This is a genomic window from Pantoea sp., assembly GCF_028283705.1.
Taxonomy (GTDB): domain Bacteria; phylum Pseudomonadota; class Gammaproteobacteria; order Enterobacterales; family Enterobacteriaceae; genus Pantoea.
Genome location: NZ_JAPWKD010000019.1, coordinates 306325 through 322827, shown reverse-complemented (window position 1 = coordinate 322827; position 16503 = coordinate 306325). Strand labels below are relative to the sequence as shown.

The following is a 16503-nucleotide window of genomic DNA, read 5'->3' as shown; positions in this document are numbered from 1 at the left end:
TATACTTACCCCTCTTAATACTCTCTACAGTTTATGTTTATCAGCTAACCCCATGATCTTGAAATAACTGATGACTCCGCTCACATGATAGTCTTCGTGCAGATTACTCACTATAGCTTATCTTTCTGCTCTCTATAGATTCTGTCATATGCTGTAGTGAGTAGATTACTCACCATAGCTTATGCTGGGGGAGGGGAATTGGCAGGAATCTACTCACTATAGTTTATAAAAGGCTGACTACATCTCATGATCTACTCCCTGCAGCTTAGGATGCAACACCCCTGGCTGGGGAAGTTACTCACTATAGCTTATATATAGCCTGTGGTAAGCAATCTACTCCCTATAGCTTATATTCAGTTACCCCCCTGGTAACCACTAACCTGCAACTTATTGATTTTGTTTTTGTTAGCAGGTACTAACTTAATCGATAGAATCACAACTTACTCACTATAGATTATGATTACTCCCTACAGCTTATGAAGTATCACCAGAGATGATTTACTCCCTATAGCTTATATATAAACTATAGGGAGTAGAGAGAATCACGCTGATTTAAGGAAATGGTATCGGTTCTTAAAAAAGACTTATTAGCGATAACATAATCTTATCAGCAGGTTAGATAAATTAAATGCATTATGTGACAACGTCACCTGGTTCATGGCGATATGCAGGCTTCTCACAAAATCAGTGGCAGCTGAAAGAGTGATAAAGGCATATCTTTTTGATATTAAGAGACTTTTAAACTTAAAATATCAGAGTCAGAGACTGATGTTTTCTGAGCTGTAATCAGTCCTGAGTCGCCAGATATAAGCTGTAGTGAGTAGATAAGGCTTGAGTGCTGACATAACTGAAGGTATCAGCAAGCAGGCAAGAGGATCCTGCATAAGTAGATAAGATCTGCCGTGGGCTTAACGGGGGGCTTGCACCTGAAAAGTCAGCAAAAGGGAAGACGGTAACGACAGGGCTATCAGTCAGACATGTTTGAAGTCAGAAAGTAAAACTCCTGCCAGCTGTGCAGGAGTTTCATTGAAACGCATTGGACAGAGAATCAGCAGAAGCCCATCAGATGTCCTGACTACTGGTGCTATTTAGTGGCCATGAATCGAACAGGTAACCATCGAAGTAAATATCATCAACGTCAGAAAATTCCAGCAGGCGCTGTTTAACATTTTCCAGATGTTGCCACATTGCCATTTTAGCAGCACGGGCATCTTTCTTGATAAGCGTAGCGAGGATCTTTTTATGATCATCTAACCACTGTTTGCGGTAACTGGTGTTAATCAGATGGCGGTGCAACTGGCTCCACATCACATTGTCTTCACGCCACTGCCATGACTGTTTAAACAGTTCCACCAGCATGCTGTTATGGGTTGCCTCGGCAATCGCCAGATGGAAATTGCGATCACCGTTTTCTGAGCTATTCACGGCACCGGAAGCCAGTTCTTTTTCTTCCAGCTCCAGCGCCTGACGCATTTTCACAATATCTTCGCGGGTGGCCTGAAGTGCCGCAAACTCGGCGATGTTACTTTCCAGTAGCTGACGAGCCTGCAACATCTCAAACGGTCCTGCATCGTTGCAGGCGGGCTGGGCAGGGGCAGGCGGCGAGGGATTATCATTAATCACATAGATGCCTGCACCACGCCGCACTTCGATCAACCCTTCCAGCTCCAGCATGATCAACGCCTCACGCACCAGGGTACGCGTGACATTTAGCATCCCGGCAATTTCACGTTCCGGCGGCAGCCGTTCCCCCACAGCATATTCCTTCTGCGTAATCATCTTGCGGAGAAGCTCTCCGACTTCCTGATAAGGGCGCTGTGGTGAGGCATGAATTTTCATAATGCTCTTTCTGCTGGTTAAGGGATAACAACCCCTGAAGCTGCCATCTTCAGAGACAGGCACTATAGCATAGTGGTGCTGCTGAACTCACAGAGGGGCGGGTGCAAAGTACCGTTGCGCATTGTTGAAGCAAATATCCTGCACCATGTTACCGAGCAGCGGTTCATCTTCAGGCAGGATGCCATCCTTTACCCACTGCCCGAGCAGGTTGCACAGAATACGGCGGAAATATTCATGGCGGGTATAGGAAAGGAAGCTACGTGAATCGGTCAGCATGCCAACAAACTGGCTGAGTAAACCTATTTGCGATAATTGCTCCAGCTGCCGCAGCATCCCATCGCGTTGATCGTTGAACCACCAGCCGGAACCGAACTGAACCTTGCCTGCGATGCCAGCACCTTGAAAGTTACCTGCCATGGTCGCCAGCACTTCGTTATCACGCGGATTCAGACAATAAAGAATGGTTTTTGGCAACCGATCTTCAATATCCATCGCATCAAGCAGACGTGCCAGTGGCCAGGCGATATTGTTATCACCGATAGAATCGAAGCCACTGTCCGGACCCAGCAGACGAAACATGCGCGAGCTGTTATTACGAATCGCGCCGATATGCAGCTGCATCACCCAGCCACGGCGTGCGTATTCTGCGCCAAGCCATACCAACACCGCAGTGCTGAACTGCGCGATTTCCCGCTCCTCCAGCTGAACGCCCCGACGACGTTTTGCCAGAATGGTATCGAGCGTATGATCGTCCGGCACCGGCGCAAAACGCAGGGTTTCGATACCGTGGTCAGCGGCCCGACAACTATGCGCAGCAAAATGATCAAGTCGTTGCATGAGCGCACGACGGAGTGCCGCAAAGCTGTTGATGGCAACATCCGCCGCCGCTTCGAGCCGCTCCAGATAATCAACAAAACCGTCGAGTTCGATCTTAAACACCCGGTCAGGCCGCCAGCTCGGCGCAACATCAATATCAATGCTGTCGTCATCGGCGATCTGACGATGGTATTGCAGAGAATCGACAGGGTCATCGGTGGTGCCGACCATCCGAACATTCATCTGGCGCATGATGCCGCGCGCAGAAAATTCAGGAGAAGCCAGTTTCTCAGCACAGCGGTCCCAGATTTGCTGCGCGGTATCAGGTCCGAACAGGGTGTTAGTGATACCAAATGGACGACGCAATTCGAGGTGAGTCCAGTGATAGAGCGGGTTACCAAGGGTTTTCGGCACGGTATGTGCCCAGGCGATGTATTTGTCGTAATCGCTGGTGCTGGCTCCGGTAATCAGTGATTCCTCAACACCCGCCGCGCGTAATGCACGCCATTTATAATGGTCGCCTTCGAGCCAGATCTGCCCCAGATTGGCGAAACGACGATCTTCGGCGATTTCGCGCGGATTGAGGTGGCAATGATAATCATAGATTGGCATCGCGGCGGCGTAGTCGTGGTACAGACGACGCGCAAAAACGGTTTGCAGCAGGAAATCTTCATCCATAAATTGGCTCATCAGGAAACTCCATAGCTGAGTGATTCGACAGCGGCGCGTGCACCGGCCTGGCACAGCAGCAAATAGGACTGTGTCAGCGTGGCAACAAAGGCCGTATTTGCGGGCAGGTCTTCACCGAAAATCGTGTTAATCGACAGCAATGCCTTGACGCGATCTTCTCCCGTTGCATGCTGCTGATTGATCGCCTGCAAGGTAGTGAATAATGGATCAACCACCTCGATGCTATTGCCCGATTCATCTTCTGCCAGGACATAGCGCATCCACCCGGCAATACCCATCGCCAGATGACGGTAGTCAGTACCGTTTCGCAGATGTTGCCGCAGAGGATCGAGTAAACGTTGCGGGAGCTTCTGGCTGCCATCCATTGCGATCTGCCAGGTACGATGTTGCAAAGCGGGATTGCTGAAACGCTCGATTAACTGCTCAGCGTAACCTCGCAGGTCAATGCCGACAGGCAGGGCCAGCGTAGGAACCTGTTCTGCCATCATCAGGGTGAAAGCGGCCTGGCGATATGCGTTATGTTGCATGGTTTCAGCGACGGTTTGGAACCCACCGAGGTAGCCGAGGTAAGCCAGGAACGAGTGGCTGCCGTTGAGCATACGCAGTTTCATCAGTTCAAACGGGACGACATCGTCAACAAATTGCGCGCCAACAAGATCCCAGTCGGGGCGACCATTAACGAAGTTATCCTCGATCACCCATTGGCGGAACGGTTCGCAGGCAACGCCGCAGGGATCATTCACTCCCAGCATGGCGGCGATTTCCTGTTGCGTTTCTGCGGTAACCGCCGGGACAATGCGGTCCACCATGGTACAGGGGAAGGTCACCTGGCTGGCAATCCACTCAGCTAACTCAGGGTCGCGCTGCCGCGCCAGCCCGAGAACCGCTGCGCGCGTGACATGGCCATTTTCACGCAGGTTATCGCAGGACATAACGGTAAAAGGGAGTAATCCTTGCTCACGGCGCAGGCGTAGCGCTTCCACAATATAACCCATCGCCGATTTGGGCATGTCAGGGTGAGAAAGATCGTGCTGGATTAACGGATGCGTCAGGTCCAGTTCGCCAGAGGCCGCGGAGGTACAATAACCTTTTTCCGTCACTGTCAGGGAAACGATGGCGGTTTGCTCACGCGCCATCGCCTGTAAAATACCGTCACAACCATCCAGCGCCGGATGCAGGGCCTCTTTTACGACACCGATGATTTTGAGCGCGATTTGATCTGCGCCTTTTTCGGCCACGCTATACAGCAAACGCTGTTTACGCAGATTTTCCACCAGCTGCTGGCCACTTGCCGACATCAGGTTAACCTCACTGATGCCCCAGTCGCAGTCGCTGATTTCCAGCAGGTGATGCAGATAAACAGCCTGATGGGCGCGGTGAAAAGCGCCACATCCGAGATGGACAATGCGGGAGGCCAGCCGGGAACTATCCCAGTCAGGAAGGGCAACAGTACATGTGCCACTGGCAAGGGTGTTTTCCATGTTAACTCCAGTCTTAAAGCGCGGGGCCGTAAAGTCAGCCCCGGAAGCCAGCGTTAAAAACAGGCGCGATGGATCGCCAGCTCTACGCCGCGGATTTCCGCCAGACCTTTCAGGCGGCCGATCGCGGAATACCCTGGGTTGGTTTTCTTATGCAGATCGTCCAGCATCTGATGACCATGATCGGGGCGCATCGGGATCAGGTCTTCCTGACCAGCCGCTTTACGGCGATGCTCCTCTTCGGCGATGGCTTTGATCACTGCAAACATGTCCACATCCCCGGCCAGATGGGCGGCTTCATGAAAACTGTTCGGATTCTCTTCGCGTTTGGTTGAACGCAGATGGGCGAAATAAATCCGTGAGGCAAAGCGTTTAACCATGCCGGGCAAATCATTCTCTGCCAGTACCCCATAGGAGCCGGTACACATGGTGAAACCATTGGCCGGACTGCTGACGGTATCGATCATCCACTGCAAATCATCCGCATTGGAGACGATGCGGGGTAAACCGAGAATCGGACGCGGCGGATCGTCAGGATGAACCGCCATGCGGACCCCGGCTGCTTCCGCCACCGGAATAATGCTGCGCAGGAAGGTAGCAAAGTTTTCACGCAGTCTTGTTTTGTCGATGCCATCATAGCGCGCCAGTTGTGCACGGAATTGATTGAGCGTGTAGCCTTCTTCCGCGCCTGGCAGGCCAGCGATAATATTGCGGGTCAGGCGTGCTTTGCTTTCGTCACTCATGCTGGCGAAGCGCTCGGCGGCCTGAGCTATTTCTGCCGCGCTGTAATCCTGCTCCGCACCGGCACGTTGCAGGATATGCAGTTCAAACACCGCGAACTCGATTTGGTCAAAGCGTAACGCTTTCGCGCCATCGGGCAGCAGGTATTCGAGATCGGTACGTGTCCAGTCGAGTATCGGCATGAAGTTGTAGCACACGGTGGTGATGCCGCATTGTGCGAGGTTGCGTAATGACTGCTGATAATTGCTGATCCACTTCTGGCATTGCCCGCTGCCGGTTTTGATCTCTTCATGAATCGGCACGCTCTCCACCACTGACCAGACTAAACCTGCGGCTTCAATCGTTTCTTTACGCTTCATGATCTCTTCAACCGACCACACTTCACCGTTGGGAATATGGTGCAGGGCGGTGACAATCCCGGTTGCGCCAGCTTGTCTTGCATCAGCGAGTGAGACAGGGTCGTTCGGACCGTACCAGCGCCAGGTCTGCTTCATGTGTTTTCCTCTCCAGTGAATATCTAAATTGGTTGACCAATTAAGCCGGGAAATGCGCATCCTTTATCGGCTATGGCACCGTCTGACGCTAAAATTCGACTCTTTAGCGCATCATGTCAACCAGTCAGGTGAATTTGGTTAACCAGATCACAAATACGGCATCAACCTGGCGACCACCTTGATTAACTGTGTTTCACTCCTGGCGGATGGTCAGAGACGGTTCACAGAAACCGCGCCTCAATAAGACATGACAAATCCTGCGCTGAAACCCTTCCTTCAGCCTCTGTTAACCGCGGGAATTGTTAACTCATGATGTCAAAAAAAGTGGAGAACCAGATGAACCGCAGTTTGAATCCGGGGATAGCTGCCGCAGGCAGTAAGCGAATCTGGCGCAATTTGCGCTGGTGGGTATTGGTGCTGTTTTTAGCTGGCGTCACGGTCAACTACATAACCCGCAACTCGTTAGGCATCCTGGCACCTGAGCTGAAAACCAGTCTCGGCATCACCACCGAACAATACTCATGGATCGTTGGGGCATTCCAGCTGGCCTATACCGTCTTTCAGCCCCTCTGTGGTTGGTTAATTGATGTGATTGGCCTGAAAATGGGCTTCCTGATCTGTGCCTCTATATGGGCGCTGGCCTGCCTGTTCCACGCAGGTGCCGCCAACTGGGTACATCTGGCTATTCTTCGTTTTGTCATGGGTGGAGCGGAAGCAGCTGCTACGCCAGCCAACGCCAAGGTGATTGGCGAGTGGTTTCCGAGAAAAGAGCGGCCGGTGGCAGCTGGCTGGGCGGGAGTCGGCTTCTCCATCGGTGCCATGCTGGCGCCACCCATTATCTATTTTGCCCACGCTTCCTTTGGCTGGCAGGGGGCGTTTCTGTTTACTGGCCTGCTGGCGCTGGCCTGGGTGATTCTGTGGTGGCTGTTCTATCGCGATCCCGAACGTCACCCAAACCTGGCAAGCGCTGAACTGGAATTTATCCGTCAGGATAACGAACCCCCGGCAGTCAAACTCAGTTTCTTCAAAGCGCTGAAAACTGTCGCCAAAAACAAACGTTTCTATGGCATCGCCATCCCGGCCTTTATGGCTGAACCCGCCTGGGGAGTATTGAGCTTCTGGGTGCCGTTATATCTGGCGAAAGATCTGGGTATGGACCTGAAGCAAATCGCCATGTTCGCCTGGCTACCGTTCCTCGCCGCTGATTTAGGCAGTGCAGCGAGTGGTTATCTGACGCGCATCTATACGCGGTTGTTTGGTTTTACCCAGGTTAACTCGGTCGTTGCCAGCTCTGTCACCGGTGCGTTCCTGATGCTCTCCCTCGCGCTGGTGGCGATCACCAAAAGTCCCTATGTCGCCATTGCGTTGATCTCGATCGGCGGCTTCGGCCATCAGATCATCTCCTGCATGCTGAGTGCGCTGGTGGTGGAGAAGTTTGACAAAGGCCAGATGGCGACCGTCAACGGTATGCGCGGTTCCTTCGCCTGGATCTCCAGCTTCCTGTTCTCGCTGGTGATCGGGGTGACGGCCGACAAGATTGGATTCAATCCCCTGTTTGTGGCGATGGGCTTCTTTGACCTGATTGGTGCGGTATTCCTGATCGCTTTTATTGCTGAACGTCGCGCCCAGCGCGCCTGAAAAAGTAGGTAACGATGAAAACGTTAAAAAACTGGTCCCTGGCAGGTTCCGACAAGCACCATCTGGCCCTGACCGTCGACGGCAAACATACTTTATGCCTGTATGTGCTGGAGCAAAATATGTTCCGCGTGGTGATTAAACGTCAGGGGGAATATTCCCTCGACAGAACCTGGAGTATTGCGCCGGAAAGCGACGTGCCGTGGGAAGGGCGAGCGCGTGACAGCCTGGTCGGTTTCACCTTACCCGGCTTCACGTTACAGGAAACGGACAACAGGTTGGTTGTCGCGACAGAGAGATTGCGCGTTATCATTCGTCAGCCACTGTCGCTGGAGTGGCAATATCGTGACAGCGCAGGGGAGTGGCAATTGCTGACCAGCGATCGTCCCACCAGCGCTTACCTGCTGAATGCACACGGCGATGGTGTGGCACATTATCAGCGTCGCATGACTGACGATCGTTACTATGGCCTGGGCGAGAAGGCCGGTGATTTGCAGCGTAATGGCAAGCGCTATGAAATGCGCAACCTGGATGCGATGGGATACAACGCCTCCTCAACCGATCCGCTGTATAAACATGTTCCCTTTACCATCACCCGCCGGCAGGACGTCAGCTTCGGCCTGTATTACGATAACCTCAGCAGCAGTTGGTTCGATCTCGGGAATGAGCTGGATAACTATCACCAGCCGTATCGCCGCTGGCAGGCTGAGAGTGGCGATATTGATTATTACCTGTTTGTCGGCGACAAAGTGCTGGATGTCACCAAAACCTTTGTCCGCCTGACTGGCAAAACCCTGTTTGGTCCAAAATGGAGCCTCGGCTACAGCGGTTCCACCATGCACTACACCGATGCGCCGGATGCGCAGAATCAGCTGATGAATTTTATCCACTTATGTGAAGAACACGATATTCCGTGTGATTCGTTCCAGCTCTCTTCCGGCTACACCTCGATCAACAACAAGCGTTATGTGTTCAACTGGAACTACGACAAGGTGCCGCAGCCGGAAGCGATGAGTCAGGCGTTTCACGATGCGGGCCTGCGCCTGGCAGCGAATATCAAACCTTGTCTGTTGCAGGATCATCCGCGTTATGAAGAAGTGGCAGCCAGAGGGCTGTTTATCCGCGATTCGGAGCAAGATGCCCCTGAGCGTTCGGTGTTCTGGGATGACGAAGGTTCGCACCTTGATTTCACCCATCCCGACGCGGTGGCATGGTGGCAGGAAAATGTGACCCGGCAACTGCTGGAGAAGGGCATCGATTCCACCTGGAATGACAACAACGAATATGAAGTCTGGGATGGCGAAGCCCGTTGCCACGGCTTTGGCACGCCGATCGCTATCAAGCATATCCGCCCGGTGATGCCATTGTTAATGATGCGTGCCTCTATGGAAGCGCAGCAGCGCTTTGCCCCGGAAAAGCGTCCTTTCCTGATTTCCCGCTCGGGTTGTGCCGGGATGCAACGCTACGTGCAAACCTGGAGTGGTGATAACCGCACCAACTGGACGTCACTGCGTTACAACATTCGCATGGGGCTGGGGATGAGTCTCTCCGGTTTGTATAACGTCGGCCACGACGTCGGCGGTTTTTCGGGTGATAAGCCTGATGCCGAACTGTTTGTGCGCTGGGTGCAAAATGGCGTGATGCATCCGCGTTTTACCATCCATTCGTGGAATGATGACCATACCGTGAATGAACCCTGGATGTATCCGGCAGTGACGCCTGCCATTCGCGCAGCCATCGAATTGCGCTATCGCCTGCTGCCGTATCTCTACACGCTGTTGTGGCAGGCGCATGCGGACGATGAACCGATGCTGCGTCCGACCTTCCTCGATCATGAACATGACGCGCAAACCAGCGTCGAATGTGACGAATTTCTGCTCGGGCGTGATCTGCTGGTGGCTAGCGTAGTCGAGCCAGGGCAACGCGAACGCCGCCTGTGGCTGCCAGACAATCAAACCGGCTGGTATGACTTCGCTACGCATCAGTGGTACAGCGGTGGTCAATGGATCACGCTAGATGCTCCGCTGGAGCAGCAACCGATGCTGGTGCGTGCCGGTGCCGGGTTGGCTTTAAGCCAGCGTCTGCGCCATGTTGATGCAAAGGCCGACGATCAACGCGAGCTGCAACTGTACCCGCTCAAAGGCAAAGGCTCCAGTGTGGGGCTGCTGTTCGAAGATGATGGTGAGTCATGGGGCTATCAGAAAGGTAATGCGTTGTGGCTGCACTGGGAAATGGCATGCGATGCGGCGGCCATTCATCTGCGTTTCAACCGCAAAGGAAGTTATAAGCCAGCCTGGCAGACTCTGAAGGTCACCCTTCCAGCAGGCGAAACGCGCCCGCTGTTTATCGATGGTGTTGCCGTAGCCAATGGCCAGGCTGAAGTCACGCTGGCGAGCATAACGACAGCCTGAATTTAAGCGTATTAACCCAGCCGGGGCTTTCTGTCCCGGCTTTGTCTTTCCCCATCATTCTGACCTTCACCTTTTGCTCAGCACTCCCCAATAGAAATAAGGTTTCAATTGTAGATTGATCGATCTACAATTAACGCAACCACACGCCAGAGGATGCAACCATGAGACAACACGCAGGCAGGCCCAGAGAGTTTGACCCTCAGGATTTTCTCAATTCGGCACTCGATTGCTTTTGGCAGCAGGGCTATCGTGCGACGTCGATGGCGGATTTGATGAAGGCATCGGGACTGGCCAGCGCGAGCATTTATAAACTCTATGCTGACAAACGGTCGATCTTTCTGGCCGCCCTCCAGCAATATATGGATGCCGGGTTGGTGCGCGGTAAGCAACGTGATGATGAGCTGACTCCGATTGATGCCCTGCGTGAGACGCTGGAGTTTGTCGCGCTGGTTTCATCTGGTCCGGAGGGGGAAAAAGGCTGTTTTACCATCGCGGCGGCGTGCGAATTGCTGCCGGGTGACGATGAGGTACGCAATCGGGTTGCGTATAAATTTCACGGCATCGTGGCGCGGCTGACCAGCATTTTTCAGCAAGGTCAGCAACAGGGCGTGTTTCGCACCGATGAAAGCGCCGCGGTGATGGCCGAATGCATTTTCATGATGCTGGAAGGCATGCGCGTCTACGGTAAAATCAGGCCGGATATTAGCATGCTGCGGAAAAGTAATGATTTTATTATCAATTCTGTGCTTGCCAGCGCCAGCCAGGGGCCGAGGTCATGACGCTGCCTCCGGGTTCTATTGTGCGCCGCCCGAAAAGGAGGAAAACCATGGTGGTGCTGGAAACGGCTGGACAGGTGGTTTTATGCGGATGGATAGCCAACGGGAGATTCTACAAAAGACGTTTTCCAACCGATCAACTGATCCTTTGTCAGTCCCATTCCGACCTGTGGCCGCTGACGTAAACCTGTTGTCAATTTCTCCCGGTTCGCAGCGATTGTGGCGGGATACCATAGCCACGCATAAAAACATCGCGCATATGACGGCGATCACGAAAGCCTGACTCACGCGCAATCACGTCAAGGGACAGTCGGCTCTGCTCAATCATCAGGCGGGCAGATTCCAGCCGCAGACCTTCGATAGCGCGTGCCGGGGTTTTTCCGGTCTCAGCCAGGAATAAACGGTTCAGTTGCCTTGTGCTCAAATGGACCGCATCAGCCAGATGTTCGACAGTCAGCGGTCTGGCGAGGTTATTACGCACATATTCGAGTGCGGTTTGCAGGCGATCGCTGCGCGGGGACAGGGCCAGCAAGGCGGAATGTTGTCGCTGACCGCCTGATCGCCGTTGATTCATCACCATGCGCTGGGCGACACCGCGCGCAACATCGGCACCGTGATCTTTTTCGACCATCGCCAGCACCATATCTAAACCCGCCGTCATTCCGGCGGAGGTCCAGATTCGGTCATCGATGATATAAATCCGATCCTCTTCGGTTCTCACCGTAGGATGTAACGTTTTCATAGTCTGTGCATACGCCCAGTGGGTTGTCGCGCGACGTTCGGACAGCAATCCCGCCTGAGCCAGCACGAAAGCACCAGTACAAATACCCGCCACGCGGCGCGCGCGCAACGCGTGGTTTTGCAGGAAATGAACCACACCGGCGGTGGCCGGGAGCTGGAGCGGGGTGAGTACCCCACCGACTAACCAGGTATCGGCCTCCGCATGGTCTGACAGCGCCATGCTGCTAACACTGATCCCATAGGAAGACGAAACCTGGCCGCCTGCTTCCGAGTAAACCGTGCATTGATAGAACGGTTCGCCAATCACTAAATTGGCGAACTCAAAAATGCTTAAGGTTGACAGTGCCAGAGACTGAAACTGGTCAGCAATCAACAATCCGACCCGGTGCATAGCGAGATCCTTAATGTGTGAAATCGGTCGTATATCAGCTTGCGCGCAAGCCCTGATGCTTCCTCAAATGCCGCGTCTTATCAAGCATAAATCATCCAGAAAGGGTCAGAATACCGGCCAAAAGATGTCTTAAATCACGACCTTCAACGTCATTTCTTACCATTCGCCTTGCCTTAATCTTTATTCAATCGCATGTCATACAAGGTGAAGAAAATGAGCAACACAATGAAAGGTACTGCTGTTGTTACCGGAGCCTCTACCGGAATGGGCGCTATTTACGCCGCTAAACTGGCAAGAATGGGTTATGACTTGATCATTGTGGCGCGTAACCATAATCGGTTAAACCAGTTAGCCAGTCATATCACGGCGGATACGGAGCGCACAGTAGAGGCGGTTGCTGCCGATCTGAATGATGCGAAACAGCTGACGATGCTGGAGGATAAATTACGCGCAGATGCCAGCATTACGCTATTGGTCAATAACGCCGGTATCGGCATGCACACGTCCCTGCTGGACAGCAACGTGGATCAGATGACCGCCATGATTAACCTCAATGTTACGGCATTGACCCGGCTAACCTATGCGGTTGTGCCAGGGTTTGTTGCACGAGGACAGGGGGCCATTATCAATATTGCTTCCATCGTCGGCATTGCCCCGGAAATTCTGAATGGAGTCTATGGCGGCAGCAAAGCCTATGTGCTGGCGTTTAGCCAGTCACTGCATCATGAATTAGCCGGGCAGGGCATTCAGGTACAAGCCGTTCTGCCGAGTGCCACAGCAACGCCTTTCTGGGAAAACGGGGGATTGCCGTTAAGCCAGCTGGATCCGCAGATCGTCATGAGTGCGCAGGATATGGTAGACGCAGCCCTGGCAGGCTTTCAGCGTGGTGAGCTGATTACCATCCCTTCACTGCACGACGAAACCCTATTGCAGCAATGGGAACAGGCGCGCCAGGCGGTGATGCAGGATTTCTCCCATAATCAGCCCGCAGCGCGTTATCTGGTGTAATTTCCCACTGATTAACCGGCATTCCATACGGAGAACCTAACCATGAGTCGTTTACATACTCTCACCCAGGCAGAGGCGACGGGTAAAACCGCTGAGGTCTGGAGCGGCATTAAACAGGTGATGGGCAAAGTACCCAATGCGTTTCTGACCATTGGCAGCAATGCCCCTGACATCCTGGCGCAGACACTGCAACTTAACGCCACGCTGGCAAAAAGCAGTTTGCATGCGCGGGAAAGGGAAGCCATCAATCTGGTGGTGAGTGAAGAGAGCGGTTGTGATTACTGCCTGGCGGCGCACACCCCCCAGGCGCTAAAGGCTGGCTATAGCGAGGCACAGACGCTGGAGTTGCGGCAAGGTTTTCTCGCGGATGATGCCAGAATTGATGCGCTGGTGAAGTTTGTTCAATTGCTGGTCTCTACACGAGGCACGGTGCCTGCTGGTTATGTCGCCGCCTTCAAAGCCGCAGGCTTTAACGATCAACAGGTGATTGAGACCATTGGTGTGGTGACCGCCATTCTATTTACCAATATGGTGAATCGGGTGAACGACACCGACATTGATTTTCCCGCCGCAAAACCCCTTTAGTTGACCAGAATAGCTCGGGTTTCATCCGGGCCATTCTCGTTGTAGTAAACCCGCGCCAACCGTACTTCGTTACCCCTCTTCACAAAACAAGAACGCGCATTGCACAAATAACCTTCACACTAAGGGTGCAAAACGCGCTTTTTCTGCACCCCGATAATGCCTCCTGTCCGATGCACCTGCGGTCGGGCACACCATCGGCAGGCTGTTTCCGGCCTGCATCACCTCATTTTCTGGCGTGAGCGTCAGTCTGCGCCCGTGTTTCTCATTTTGAGAAATCGGCTATCGAAAATCAGTAATGGCACTTTCCGCGCTTTGGCGCTGCTCTTGCTACATCAGTCCCATCTGTTTTTGTTGATTACCTTTTCATTTAACGGTGGAGACTGGTATGGCTCGTTCCCTGGCACGACTGATCAATAAGTATGCTTTAACCGCATTGTTATTAGGCTGCGCTTCTTACAGCTATGCAGGAAAACAGAATGATACCCTGGTGTATGCCTCTGATAATGAGGTGGAAAACATCAGCCCTTACCATAACAACCTGCGCGAAGGGGTGATTCTGGCGCACATGGTGTGGGACACCCTGATTTATCGCGATCCGCAAAGCGGGGAATATAAACCCGAACTGGCATCAGACTGGAAGTGGGAATCCCCCACGACGCTGCTGTTATATCTGCGTAAAGACGTGAAATTCCACAATGGCGATCCCTTTACCGCCGACGATGTGGTTTACACCTTCCAGAGTATTGCCGGCCCCGGCACGGCATCCGTGGTGCCGCAGAGCGTTGACTGGATCGATCACGTCGAAAAAGTGGATGACTACACCGTACGTCTGCATCTGAAAAAACCTTTCCCGGCGGCACTGGAATATCTCTCCGGGCCAACCCCAATCTATCCGGCAAAATATTTCCAGCAGGTGAAGCTCGAAGGTTTCAGTAAAGCGCCCATTGGCACCGGACCTTACCGCATTGTCAAAGTGATCCCTGGTCAGGGCGTCGATATGGTGAAAAATCCCGACTACTTCAAAGAAAGCCCGGTTGGCCAGCCGAAGATTGGTAAGATCAATTTTGTCGTGATCCGCGATCCGGAAGCCCGTGTTGCCCAACTGATGACCGGCCAGGTGGACTGGATCTGGCGCGTGGCAGCTGACCAGGTCGAACCGCTGTCCGCCATGCCAAACATCGCGGTGAAAAGTGGTGAAACGATGCGTGTTGGCTTCCTCGCCCTGAACACCAATGCCAGCGGCCCGGAAGGGGTGCCGATGAAGGATCTGCGCGTGCGTCAGGCCATTAACTACGCCATTAACCGCCAGGGGATTGTTGATAACCTGGTGCGGGGCGGCAGTAAGCCGGTCTACACCGCCTGCTTCCGTGCCCAGGTTGCCTGTAATGACAGCCAGGTCACGCACTACAACTATGACCCAGCCAAAGCCAAACAGTTACTGGCGGAAGCGGGCTACCCGAATGGTTTCGATACCGACCTGTGGGCCTATCGCGAGCGTGACTATGCTGAAGCCATCATCGGCGATCTGCGTAAAGTAGGCATCCGTGCCCGTCTGCACTTCGTCCAGTATCCGGTCATGGCAACTGCCCTCAGCTCAGGACAGGCTCCGATGGCGTTCAACACCTGGGGATCGTTTTCTATCAACGATGTCTCGGCGTTTACCACCCCCTATTTTGGCGGCAAAGGCAGCGATATCTGGAAGGACAGCGAGCTGACCGCGATGCTGCAAAAAGCGGATGCCACAGTGGATGCGCAGCAGCGCAGCGAACAATATGCCGCCGCGCTGGGACGGATCTCTTCCCAGGCCTATATGGCCCCGTTGTTCTCCTACTCGACAAATTATGCCTTTAACTCGGAACTGAATTTCCAGGATTGGCCAGATGAACTGCCGCGCTTTGCGCAAGCCAGCTGGAAATAGTCAATGGCCGGGGGCTGCGGCTGTTGCTCCCGGATACCACGCCAATAAGGAGCGAACCCATGTTGCGCTTTATCTTTCATCGATTGCTGGTGGCGCTGGCTGTGCTGTTCACCGTGGCGGTGGTCAGTTTTTCCCTGCTGCACCTTTCGGGTGATCTGGCGATAGCCATCGCCGGGCCGGACGCCAGTGCGGAAACCGTCGAACAAATCCGCGTTCAGAACGGGCTGGACCAGCCGCTGGTGACGCAATTTTCGCACTGGTTCTGGTCGGCACTGCACCTGGATTTCGGTCGCTCATTCTATTTTGAAAATACCGTGATGGAACTGGTCGGGCAGCGCATGCCGGTTACGCTCCAGCTGGGTAGCGTCGCGCTGTTGCTGGCGCTGGTGGTGGCGATTCCGCTCGGGGTACTGGCGGCGGTGTTCCGTGATAGCTGGGTGGATCGTTGCGCCATGTTTATCTCGGTGCTGGGTCAGGCCATCCCCAATTTCTGGTTCGCGCTGGTGTTGATTCTGATATTCGCGGTGGGGCTGAAGTGGCTCCCGGTCGCCGGTAACGGCAGCTGGCAACATTTTGTCCTGCCCGCAGTGGCGCTGGGCTACTACGCCATGCCATCGCTGATGCGTCTGACACGCTCCGGCATGCTGGATGTGCTGGGCGCGGATTATATCCGCACCGCCCATGCCAAAGGATTAAGTGCTTTCAAAGTGGTGGTGAAACATGGCCTGCGCAACGCCATTATCCCGGTGGTGGCGCTGGCGACGGTCGAGCTGGGTTTTATGCTCGGTGGTTCGGTGGTGATCGAATCCGTTTTCTCTTTGCAGGGGCTGGGCCAGCTGGCCTGGGACTCCATCTCGCGTAATGACTTTCCGGTGGTGCAGGCCATCGTGCTGATCATCGCCATCTTTTATATCGGGCTGACATTTCTGGCGGATGTGCTCAATGCGGTGCTGGATCCGCGTCTGCGCAGCAAATAAGGG

The 16503-nt window shown here is 53.7% G+C and carries 13 protein-coding genes; 8 read left to right on the top strand and 5 right to left on the bottom strand.

From position 1 onward, the window contains the following. Positions 1-1062 precede the first annotated feature (1062 nt). From uxuR to uxuA, 4 genes are all read right to left on the bottom strand, one after another. Positions 1063-1839: a Uxu operon transcriptional regulator gene (gene uxuR, locus PW844_RS17740; RefSeq protein WP_299454564.1), complete on the bottom strand. Its 777-nt coding sequence runs from the start codon at positions 1837-1839 to the stop codon at positions 1063-1065. A gap of 87 nt (positions 1840-1926) precedes the next feature. Beyond that, the gene (uxaC, locus tag PW844_RS17735; RefSeq protein ID WP_299454562.1) at positions 1927-3345 is read right to left on the bottom strand and encodes a glucuronate isomerase; all 1419 of its coding nucleotides are present in this window, start codon (positions 3343-3345) and stop codon (positions 1927-1929) included. Next, a complete protein-coding gene (locus PW844_RS17730; protein WP_299454560.1) occupies positions 3345-4826 on the bottom strand; it encodes a fructuronate reductase in 1482 nt (493 codons plus the stop codon). Before PW844_RS17730 ends, uxaC begins: the two co-directional genes overlap by 1 nt. A 53-nt stretch (positions 4827-4879) precedes the next feature. After that, positions 4880-6058: a mannonate dehydratase gene (gene uxuA / locus PW844_RS17725; protein WP_299454558.1), complete on the bottom strand. Its 1179-nt coding sequence runs from the start codon at positions 6056-6058 to the stop codon at positions 4880-4882. A gap of 336 nt (positions 6059-6394) precedes the next feature. On the opposite strand from uxuA, the gene PW844_RS17720 reads away from it, so the two are divergent. From PW844_RS17720 to PW844_RS17705, 4 genes are all read left to right on the top strand, one after another. Continuing rightward, complete coding sequence (locus PW844_RS17720; RefSeq protein WP_299454557.1) at positions 6395-7696, top strand: MFS transporter; 1302 nt, start codon at positions 6395-6397, stop codon at positions 7694-7696. A 14-nt stretch (positions 7697-7710) separates the two neighbouring features. Next, a complete protein-coding gene (locus PW844_RS17715) occupies positions 7711-10104 on the top strand; it encodes a glycoside hydrolase family 31 protein (protein ID WP_299454556.1) in 2394 nt (797 codons plus the stop codon). Between the two features lie 161 nt (positions 10105-10265). Then, the gene (locus tag PW844_RS17710) at positions 10266-10883 is read left to right on the top strand and encodes a TetR/AcrR family transcriptional regulator (RefSeq protein ID WP_299454554.1); all 618 of its coding nucleotides are present in this window, start codon (positions 10266-10268) and stop codon (positions 10881-10883) included. Beyond that, positions 10880-11065: a hypothetical protein gene (locus tag PW844_RS17705; RefSeq protein ID WP_299454551.1), complete on the top strand. Its 186-nt coding sequence runs from the start codon at positions 10880-10882 to the stop codon at positions 11063-11065. The genes PW844_RS17710 and PW844_RS17705 overlap by 4 nt, the downstream gene beginning before the upstream one ends. 8 nt (positions 11066-11073) lie before the next feature. Here PW844_RS17705 and PW844_RS17700 read toward each other — a convergent pair whose 3' ends face one another. After that, the gene (locus PW844_RS17700) at positions 11074-12012 is read right to left on the bottom strand and encodes a GlxA family transcriptional regulator (protein ID WP_299454548.1); all 939 of its coding nucleotides are present in this window, start codon (positions 12010-12012) and stop codon (positions 11074-11076) included. Positions 12013-12225: 213 nt separating this feature from the next. On the opposite strand from PW844_RS17700, the gene PW844_RS17695 reads away from it, so the two are divergent. From PW844_RS17695 to PW844_RS17680, 4 genes are all read left to right on the top strand, one after another. Next, complete coding sequence (locus PW844_RS17695; protein WP_299454545.1) at positions 12226-13020, top strand: SDR family oxidoreductase; 795 nt, start codon at positions 12226-12228, stop codon at positions 13018-13020. A 42-nt stretch (positions 13021-13062) separates the two neighbouring features. Further along, a complete protein-coding gene (locus PW844_RS17690) occupies positions 13063-13605 on the top strand; it encodes a carboxymuconolactone decarboxylase family protein (protein WP_299454542.1) in 543 nt (180 codons plus the stop codon). Between the two features lie 385 nt (positions 13606-13990). After that, entirely contained in the window at positions 13991-15523 is a 1533-nt protein-coding gene (locus PW844_RS17685; RefSeq protein ID WP_299454540.1) for an ABC transporter substrate-binding protein, read from the top strand. A gap of 59 nt (positions 15524-15582) precedes the next feature. Then, complete coding sequence (locus tag PW844_RS17680; protein ID WP_299454538.1) at positions 15583-16500, top strand: ABC transporter permease; 918 nt, start codon at positions 15583-15585, stop codon at positions 16498-16500. The last annotated feature ends 3 nt before the right edge of the window (positions 16501-16503 follow it).

What these genes read in the sequence shown, in the direction of transcription:
- uxuR (WP_299454564.1), bottom strand. Translation starts at nt 1,839, where the DNA reads ATGAAAATTCATGCCTCACCACAGCGCCCTTATCAGGAAGTCGGAGAG.
- uxaC (WP_299454562.1), bottom strand. Translation starts at nt 3,345, where the DNA reads ATGAGCCAATTTATGGATGAAGATTTCCTGCTGCAAACCGTTTTTGCG.
- PW844_RS17730 (WP_299454560.1), bottom strand. Translation starts at nt 4,826, where the DNA reads ATGGAAAACACCCTTGCCAGTGGCACATGTACTGTTGCCCTTCCTGAC.
- uxuA (WP_299454558.1), bottom strand. Translation starts at nt 6,058, where the DNA reads ATGAAGCAGACCTGGCGCTGGTACGGTCCGAACGACCCTGTCTCACTC.
- PW844_RS17720 (WP_299454557.1), top strand. Translation starts at nt 6,395, where the DNA reads ATGAACCGCAGTTTGAATCCGGGGATAGCTGCCGCAGGCAGTAAGCGA.
- PW844_RS17715 (WP_299454556.1), top strand. Translation starts at nt 7,711, where the DNA reads ATGAAAACGTTAAAAAACTGGTCCCTGGCAGGTTCCGACAAGCACCAT.
- PW844_RS17710 (WP_299454554.1), top strand. Translation starts at nt 10,266, where the DNA reads ATGAGACAACACGCAGGCAGGCCCAGAGAGTTTGACCCTCAGGATTTT.
- PW844_RS17705 (WP_299454551.1), top strand. Translation starts at nt 10,880, where the DNA reads ATGACGCTGCCTCCGGGTTCTATTGTGCGCCGCCCGAAAAGGAGGAAA.
- PW844_RS17700 (WP_299454548.1), bottom strand. Translation starts at nt 12,012, where the DNA reads ATGCACCGGGTCGGATTGTTGATTGCTGACCAGTTTCAGTCTCTGGCA.
- PW844_RS17695 (WP_299454545.1), top strand. Translation starts at nt 12,226, where the DNA reads ATGAGCAACACAATGAAAGGTACTGCTGTTGTTACCGGAGCCTCTACC.
- PW844_RS17690 (WP_299454542.1), top strand. Translation starts at nt 13,063, where the DNA reads ATGAGTCGTTTACATACTCTCACCCAGGCAGAGGCGACGGGTAAAACC.
- PW844_RS17685 (WP_299454540.1), top strand. Translation starts at nt 13,991, where the DNA reads ATGGCTCGTTCCCTGGCACGACTGATCAATAAGTATGCTTTAACCGCA.
- PW844_RS17680 (WP_299454538.1), top strand. Translation starts at nt 15,583, where the DNA reads ATGTTGCGCTTTATCTTTCATCGATTGCTGGTGGCGCTGGCTGTGCTG.